Genomic DNA, 896 nt, shown 5'->3' on the forward strand with positions numbered 1-896 from the left:
TTTACAAATTTCTCGGCCGTCAGTTCTTCACGTTTCCAGTACCCGCGAGCCAAGCCTTCCCCGGCAATACATAACTCACCCGGCACACCGACGGGCTGCAATTCCCCATTCGCATTCAGGATATATATTTGGGTATTCGCGATAGGGCGTCCGATGTTAATTTGTTGAGCATGGGTCAGTTCCTGTACGGTCGACCACACCGTCGTTTCTGTAGGTCCGTACATGTTATAAATCCGGGGACCGTTTATTTCTTGCAGTGCTGCAAGCAGCTTGGACGGCAGGGCTTCGCCCCCGACCATAATGGCCTTCACGTCTTGCAACGCGCGGGAGCCTGCTTCATGACCCAGCAGCATTTGCAACCGGGACGGCGTCATTTGCAGCATTTCAATATGATGATAAGCAATCAATTCACCCAGCGCCTGAGGATTCACCTGATGCTGGTGGTCGCCAAGCACCACCGTCATTCCACCCAACAGAGGCAGGATGGTCTCCAAGACGAAAATATCGAATGAAATGGTTGTCAGTGACAACATCGTTTGGCTCGTTTCAAAGTCAATGACTTCGCGCATCCCGGTAATAAAGTTGAGGACCGAGCGATGCTGGAGCATAACTCCTTTCGGATTTCCGGTTGAACCAGAGGTATAGATGACGTAAGCCAAATGCTCTGGGCTGGAGATCGATTCCAGGTTACTGCTTTCTCCCTGATACAATGCTGCATCCTCAAGAAATAGGGCATTGGCGTGGCAATGGTGCTCTTCTGCTAAATCACGACGGGTCAGAAGCACTGCGGCCTCGCTGTCTTCCAGCATGTATGCAATACGTGAGGACGGAAATTCGGGATCAATCGGCACATAAGCACCACCTGCTTTTAGCACGGCCAGCAGACCTACGATCAT

Annotated in this window: 1 protein-coding gene; it reads right to left on the reverse strand. The window is 51.5% G+C overall.

Annotated elements, in window-relative coordinates:
• Window positions 1-896, reverse strand: an 896-nt coding sequence (locus tag HFE01_RS26370; protein WP_167442901.1) for an AMP-binding protein, incomplete at both ends; no start/stop codon positions are given.

It is taken from the genome of Paenibacillus sp. EKM10P, assembly GCF_011800655.1.
Taxonomy (GTDB): domain Bacteria; phylum Bacillota; class Bacilli; order Paenibacillales; family Paenibacillaceae; genus Paenibacillus; species Paenibacillus polymyxa.